At 35.3% G+C, this 8,310-nt stretch carries 4 protein-coding genes; 1 reads left to right on the top strand and 3 read right to left on the bottom strand.

The window, feature by feature from the left end; all coding sequences use genetic code 11:
• The 3 genes from JST55_15585 to JST55_15575 form a co-directional block, all read right to left on the bottom strand.
• Positions 1–492 (bottom strand): hypothetical protein (locus JST55_15585; GenBank protein ID MBS1494935.1); only part of this gene is annotated, 492 nt, incomplete at its 3' end.
• Positions 493–1,306: 814 nt separating this feature from the next.
• Complete coding sequence (locus JST55_15580; protein MBS1494934.1) at positions 1,307–2,764, bottom strand: hypothetical protein; 1,458 nt, start codon at positions 2,762–2,764, stop codon at positions 1,307–1,309.
• Positions 2,765–2,803: 39 nt separating this feature from the next.
• A complete protein-coding gene (locus JST55_15575; GenBank protein ID MBS1494933.1) occupies positions 2,804–4,261 on the bottom strand; it encodes a hypothetical protein in 1,458 nt (485 codons plus the stop codon).
• Positions 4,262–4,424: 163 nt separating this feature from the next.
• On the opposite strand from JST55_15575, the gene JST55_15570 reads away from it, so the two are divergent.
• Positions 4,425–8,243 carry a T9SS type A sorting domain-containing protein gene (locus JST55_15570; protein MBS1494932.1) on the top strand — a complete coding sequence of 1,273 codons (3,819 nt, stop codon included), beginning with the start codon at positions 4,425–4,427 and terminating at the stop codon, positions 8,241–8,243.
• The last annotated feature ends 67 nt before the right edge of the window (positions 8,244–8,310 follow it).

The raw sequence follows: 8,310 nt of genomic DNA, 5'->3' as shown, positions 1-8,310 counted from the left end.
ACTTGCTAATAATCTTACATCTCTTCCGTTTGTTGGGGAGCCATTTGTTGGACGAGTAAAAAAACGATTCTCGAAATTAAGCATTTGAACAGCAAACCCATTGAAGTTTACAATCCAGCCTGGCGCAGTAATATTATACTGATGTAACTGCCCGTGTATCCAAAGCTGCGCTGTTGAATCAGCTGTATTGATAATATAATTTACGTTACCATTATAGTTCAGAGAAACCTCATATGCCAAATCTCCTACATCTTTTCCGGAAGCAAGAGGTATTTTATACATGAGATTTCCATTGAAATCATTTATAATTTCCTGCTCATCAAAGTTAACCGAACTAGATTTTTGATAACCCCTTTCATTAAACATCCCGCTGACATCTTTAGAACCAAACGCTGTCTCCTCAGGAGGTGAATCATCTTGTGCATGAATATTTTTGTAACCTATTATGGACATAGTAATCCATAATAAAATTAAAATAATTTTATTTTTCATACTTATTTTTATTTTATTGAAATAAATGAATTTGTTAAGAATTTTACTTCAATTGAAAAATTCTTAATCTGAAATTGTACTAAGAGATAAATAAATTCCGAGTGGCCACTCGGAATTTTGACTTTGTAATTACAAAGGTGAGAAATATTTCTACAGTGGCAAGCTAAAGTATAATTTTAAAATTATCAAGCTAGTGTTACTCATATATAGGTAGATTTGCCAAATTTTATCATTGACATGAATTTAAATTCGTATGCAGTTAACAAAAATTAGACTGTATTGTACAGGACAATTCCTAATAAACGTTTTAAAATAAAAAAATCCGTCAATTTTGAACCAGTTATGATTAGCCAACTTAGATTATCTGATACATCTGATTCAAGAATGTAATTGACTCATTTATTAGTTCTGGTTAATTTATAATGCTTAGATAAAGAATTTTAAAATTGCAGGGGAGTGAGGTTTTATATGCTTGTTATCCAAGTGAAGCGATTGAGATACTCTATAAAATCAGTGGTATATAAAATAAAACAGCTCAAAGTTTCAAACTAACCTTGACGAATGATTTAAACATAATTGTAAAATTTTCCGTTAGCAATCCGTTAGCAATTTTTGAAAAAGTGAGGTAAAAACAGGTAAGTTTAGTAAATAAAAAATTCGATTCTGCTAAAATTTTGTACATTTGAATCTGTGAATTACTCTTTCACAGTGAAAACACGGGTTCGAATCCCGTTGGGACCGCAAACATAAATCCCTGTAATCTATAAAGGTTACAGGGATTTTGTTTTATATATTAACTTCTCAGAAGAAATTCTCACATCAGCTTTTCCATTTTTTCAATTACGTATATCTTGTGTGGAAAACTACTTTTAGCTTTTGCCTCTTCATAAAGCAACCCGTCAATTCTTTTGCCATCCATTTCACATTTAATTATTTCGTGAAAATATTTCAATGATTTGTTTGCGTCCTGAAAAAATACCGGCAAATTTTTCTGGTCAATAAAGAACTGCTTAAAAGCCTGCAATGTTGAGAGCGCATTTTCAAAAGCTCTCATTTCAATGTAATTCATAAGGTAATAATAATATACGGAATGCTTTTGTTGAAATGTAGTAAGCTTAATGCTGTTAAGAAAATTTAATGACTCTTCATACCTACCTCTTTTAAAGCTTAATACACCCAGACAATAGTTCAGCTGATTTTCTTTTAAATCTTCTTCCAGATACTGGCAATACTCTCTAGCAAATTCTTCCGCCCAGTCATATTCTTTTACAATAACAGCGGGAAGAAATATATCATTTATTGTTCCTATAGAAATTTTGACTTCCTCGTTGGTTTCAAATATTTTTAATTCGCAAAATAACTTTCCGAAGTCAACTATATCGTGATAATATTTTCTGTCAATAGGAGCTAATTTAATTTGTATCAAATGAATTGTTTTTAATATTAAATCAAAAGCATTCAGTTGGCCGACTAAATGAGCGAGCTTAAATACGTCATTTTTAAGTTCATAAAAAAGTTCTTCACTTATTTCATTTTTAAAATGATAGTAGAGCTGATAGTGAGTTTTTATAAATGTGTAATATTTGTTGTTTGTTTTTTTAAGGGAGTCAAGAAACAAACTGATATCAAATGCATCTATGAAGTTTTCTAAAACGTTTACATTAGTCAAATAGCCAAGCCCTTTCGAAACATCGTACATATGAGCTGCTTCATAAAAATCTCTCATAAATAATGAGACTAATGCATCGCAGCGTTCATTTTCAATTTCATTAAGCTCATTCTTGTAAAAAGCATTTTGTGAAGCTCCCTTGATTTGTTTCTTGCCGCAACCAATGTTGTATCTGTAGTGAATTAAGTCGGAATGGAAAAACGGAATTTCTTCAGTTCTTGCCTCGCTTTTTTCAATGAAGTTAACTGCGCTTTTGAACACTCCTCGCATAACAAGTCCTTTTGTTATATTAATATCCAGCTCAAGACCATTTTCATTTATCTGCTCATATCCAATGAATTTTTGAAGCAGGCTGCCAAACTCTGCGCAGAGATTTTTTAATCTCTTTTCTTTATAAGCCCCCGCGCCAAAAACTTCTTTTGCCATAGTTTCCGGCTCTAAATCTTGCGAGGCAAATTCAGGATATGCTTTTGATACAATCTTGTAAATCTTATCAATACTTTTAGTAGAATTGTGATAAGGGGAATTAATGAAATCGCCGAACCGCTTAATCTCCTGCGGGTTTAACGATTTTAGAATTGCGATTGTTGAAGTTGAAAGCATAGGGGGATGATAGATTAAAAAAAGGGTTCATTAATTATTTTACTTAAGCTTCTCCATTTTTTCCATGATGTATTGTTTTTGAGCAATAATTTCTCCGGAATTCAAACTTTCATGTAGAAAGCTATCCATTCTCTCACCGCTTAACTCACACTTAATAATTTCATTAAAATACTTCAGAGATCTTTCTATTTTCTCTCTGTGCATTTCGGGAATTTCTTTGCTCTCCATACAAAACTGCCTGAAAGAACTTAACGATGAAAGTGCGTTTTCAAACGCCTTCATTTCAATTAAATTCATCATGTAATAAAAACGAATCTGAATTTTATCATTGATATCAACTATATCTGCTTTCTGAAAATAATTTAAAGAATCCATATACTTTCCTCTCTTAAAACTTAAAATACCTTTGCTGAAATTATTCATACCTTCCCTTAATTCCATACTTAGATAGTTAATAAATTCATCTGCAAAATTTTCCGCCCACTCAAATTTTTTAAGTATAATCGCAGTTGTAAAAATATCTCTGAACATTCCATGATTAAAGGGTTCTAATAAAGCATCGGGGTAAATATTTAAATTTTTGAATACGTTCGTAAATTCTAAAATATCTTCTAAATACCTTTTATCCAAGGGTACCATCTTGAGGTGAATTAGCTGAAATATTTTGTAAATAGTAAAAATTTTATCATCTTTGGTAAATTTTTTTATAGAATTTAATATTAAGTTTTTCAACTCCATATATTGCTCTTCAGTAATATCATTAAAGGAGTAGGTATAGAACAAATAATCAATTTTTAAAAAAGAGTAATACTTATGATTCACACTTTCCATATAGGTGAGAATTTTCTTTATATCAAATGCGCTTTCAATTTCGGATAGAAGCTTATCCTCCTTTATCTCAAACAATTTTCCGTTTGTGTTGTTCTCCAGAGAATTAGAAAAAAGTGTTCTCAGGAAAAAAATTAATAATTGTTCTGTTACTTCAAGATTGGTGTCTTCATATTGTGGTGTTTCCTGAAGACGGAGAGTTCCAAGATTTTCAATGTATAATTTATTGAGATAAAATTTATAATGAAAAGTATCCGCTGCTGATAATAATCCGTCATTGTTTTCCTTTATACTTTTGACAATAAATTTATTTGAGATTTCAAACAAGTGTTTTAATGAAAGCCCTTTTGCGATGAAAACATTCAGTTCAGGTTTATCAATATATAAGGTCTCATGTCCGATAAATTTTTTTAGGAGATTTCCGAATTCTGCGCAAAGATTCTTTAACCTCTTTTCTTTGTAAGCTCCGGGTCCGAAAACTTTTTTTGCCATAGCTTCGGATTCTAAATCTCGTGAGGTAAAATCAGGATATGCCTTCGATACAATCTTGTAAATTTTATCTAGACCTTTTGTAGAATTGTGATATGGTGAGTTGATAAAATCCCCAAGACGTTTAAGCTCAGGTGAATTCAGTTTTTTAAGTATTTCAATTGTAGAGGTAGAAAGCATAAAAAATCAATTAGTTGCAAATTACTGTTAATTAATTATTTACCACAACATTTGCCATTCAAAAACGGGATTTTTGAAAAATTTCTTTTTGCTATGAAGATAGAGATAAATTAGTTTTATCGGAATTAAAAAATTTATCCCTATAACTAAATAAGAAATCCCTATGAAAACTCTATTATTTTTAATTTCTAGTTTGGTTGTTCTTCTTATGTCTGCAGCAAACTTAATTGCTCAGACTACAGGTGATTACAGAAGTGGACAAACTTCCGTTATCTGGAGTACTGCCGCAAACTGGCAGACATATAACGGTTCATCTTGGGTTACAGCTTCATCAAAGCCCGGCTCAACCAACAATGTTTACATTCAGCGTGGTCATACAGTAACACTTACAGGAAATGAATCCTGCAATGATTTACATCTCAATAAAGATAATTCTACTACCGCTCTTGCATTAGGATCAAATACATTAAGCCTTAACGGCAAGATAAGAGCTTATTCAGGCTCTGTCGGAACAATCCCTGGTTCTTCATCAACTTCTCCTGCAGGACATGATGCCTGGATAACCTCAACTACAGGAAAAATTTCTGTTGTGGGTAACACAAGAAATCTGACCGAGGTTGGCGAGTGGGGTGTAGGTATTGCTAATATTTCCAGCCCTAACGGGTTTGATTTGGAAATAAATCTTAATTCAGGTCAGACAGCAAGTTTTAATACTTTTTTCAAGTGCAGAAGCTTTAATGTTGTATCAGGAACACTCAATATGGCAATTGATGCGAGAATGGCACCGGCTCAGAATACACGAGACAACAGCAACTTCATAATACAAAGCGGAGCAACAGTTATTTCCGCGGCATCCGGAAGCGCTACTGACGTTGTCTTTGGATATGATGATAACAGCATAAGCGATACTCTATGGGTTAAAACAGGAGGAAAATTAGTATTAACAGGCGCAACTCCTTACATCGGTATGAATACAATTATCTTTGACGGAACTGTTGAATACGCCCGCGCAGGAAATCAAAGTACAGCCGCAAGAGCAAACGGCGGTACATTTGCAAATGTTTTAACAAATCTGATAATAAGTGGTTCAGGCGTAAAAAAAATTGTTAATTCGGATTTTACTGTAAACGGAACGTTCAGTATTCAAGGCTCAGCAACTTTAGATAATAACGGAGCAAATTTTACTTACGGACCGTCTTCAATATTGGAATATGCAAGCTCAACAGCAAATCAAACCATGTCAACGGATGAATTCAATACTTCAGGAACGCGTGTTCCTGCGAATCTTGTAATAAATAATACCTTTGGTTCGGTTGCGCTTGATGCAAACAGAACAACTTTTGCAGGAAATTTAACTGTGAGCGCAGGAACGTTTAACCTATTTGGTTTTACAATAAACCGTTCTTCAGCGGGAGGAATTTTAACTGTATCAGACGGAGCAACATTAAGAATCGGAGGTACAAATACTTTTCCTTCAAATTACAGCACTCATTCTTTAGGGGCTGCCAGTACAGTAGAATATGGAGGTTCAAATCAGTCAATAGCTAGTTTAAATTCATCTCAATATTATGGCAACCTGACGATTTCCGGTTCAGGAACTAAAACCGCGAGCACAGAAATAAGAACGAATGGAAATTTAAATCTGACTGCAGGGACCTTAGCAAGTACCACAAATCAGGTTATTGTTTACGGAAATGTTACAGGCACAGGTACTCACACTTGCACAGGTGCCGGAGAATTGCAAATAGAAACAGACGGAGCTACTATCTCAGGAGCAACCTTCGGGAATTTAAAAATTTATAGCGCGGGCGGCGGGACTATAACAGCAACAGCTGCACCTACTATAACCGGTAATTTACGATTAACGGCAGGAACACTTGCAGACGGTGGATTTACAATTCCCGTTGCAGGAAATATTGAAGGCACAGGTTCACATACCGGTTCAGGGAAAATTCAGTTGACTAGTTCCGGGGCTACAATATCCGGAGCGTCTTTAACAAACCTTCAGCTTAACAATGCAGGCGGTTTCAGTTTAAGCGGCAGCCCGACTATTGCAGGCGTATTAACTCTGACGGCAGGAACATTAACAGTCGGTGCAAACACATTAACGTTTTCAGGAAGCTCGCCTGCAAGAACATCCGGCAATATCAATGCAAGCAATGCAAGCGCAACAGTAGCATTTACAAATACAGGTTCAATTACTTTGCCTGCATCAACTTTTACAGGCAATGTTAAAAATTTAACTGTATCAGGTTCGGGAGGTTCAGTTACTTTGGGACAAAGTCTTACAATTACAGGAGGGGTTACCGTAGGAAGTGGAGCTACATTAACCCTGGGTGCAAATACACTGACAGGTTCAGGCACAACTTCGATTTCCGGTACAGGCACACTTTCATATACGGGAGCGCTTGGAACGCAGGTCAGTTCTTTTACTACAAACACATTTAAAAGCAACGGCACATACCAGTTAAGCGGAAGCAGTACGCAGACTCTTCCTGCCGATACATACAATAATATTTACTGCACGAACACTTCAGGAATAAATCTTGGTGGAGATGTAACGGTAGGAGGAACATTAACTTTGATTTCAGGCAACGGAAGCTTTAGCATTGGAGCAAATACTTTAACAATTAGTAATCCTATTGGCGGCTCGGGAGCATCTACTTTATTATCAGGCGGCTCAACATCTAATCTTACTATAAACGGTACTGCAGCAAGTATTCATATTCCCGGAAGTGTAACTTCACTGAATAATCTTACAGTAAATAACAGTCAGATTGTTACCGGAGAATCTTCTCTTGTAATCAACGGAACATTAACATTGGGAGCAAGCTCGGCATTTCTGGATATGGGCGCAAACACATTAACGATTGGTACGAGTACTTCTAATCTCGGCACACTTATAAGAAATGGCGGAAGTATAAGAGGAACACTGAAGAGGTGGTTTGCAAGCGGAGCATCTTCAAATAATATATTCCCTTTGGATAACGGCTCGGGCTCATTTTCGCAGGCAAAAATAGCCTTTAATTCATTGACTACAGGCGGAACATTAACAGCAACGTTTCACAACTCGGGTTCGGGCTTACTGCCGGATCAGGGTGACGGGAATTATCTCCCCACAGGTCCGAGCATGGGAAATGTAAACCTTATTAATCTTGCTCCTCAATACTGGACGATAACTGCGGGCGACGGGCTTGCATCTCCTAATTACAATTTAGAGCTGACAGGTGGTGCAATACCGAATATATCAAACTTAAATTACATAGCAATAGTAAAAAGAGTAAACAGCGGAAACCCCTGGACGTGGTCTAATTCAAATTTTTCGGTATCAACAGGCACAATTACAAATCCGGTTTTGTATTATAACGCCGGGACATCATTCTCCGATTTTGGAGTCGCAGGAAATGTGGATAACCTTCTTCCCGTTGAGTATTCATCATTTACTTCATCACTGAATGGAAGAAATGTAACATTAAATTGGGCAACTGTATCTGAAGTAAATAACTCCGGCTTTGAAATAGAGAGAAAATCTTCCGGTGGTGAATGGAAAAAAATAAATTTCGTACAGGGACACGGAACAACTAACAACCAGCACAGCTACTCATTCACTGATATTGGATTAAACACGGGGCACTATAATTATCGCCTTAAGCAGATAGATTATAATGGTAATTTTGGGTTTCATGATTTATCTGAAGAGGTTATCATAGGGATACCTGCAAAGTACAATCTGGCCCAGAATTACCCAAACCCGTTTAATCCTTCAACAAATATTAGTTATCAATTGCCATCGAACAGTTTCGTTTCATTGAAGATATATGATATGAATGGTAGAGAAGTATCTGCTCTGGTTAATGAAATTAAAGATGCAGGATATTATTCTGTTCAATTTGATGCGAAGAATTTATCCAGCGGGATATATTTTTATAAGCTGACCGCAGATAAGTTTTCGGATGTGAAGAGAATGGTAATTGTAAAATAAAACAAACAAAAATTTAAAAATATTTTAAAATACGAAAGCCCGGTAAGTTTTAAATTTATCGGGCTTT

Source organism: Bacteroidota bacterium (genome assembly GCA_018266835.1).
GTDB lineage: Bacteria > Bacteroidota > Ignavibacteria > Tepidaquicellales > Tepidaquicellaceae > JAFDZO01.
The sequence above is the reverse complement of the archived record's forward strand: the minus strand, read 5'-3'. Positions and strand labels throughout refer to the sequence as shown.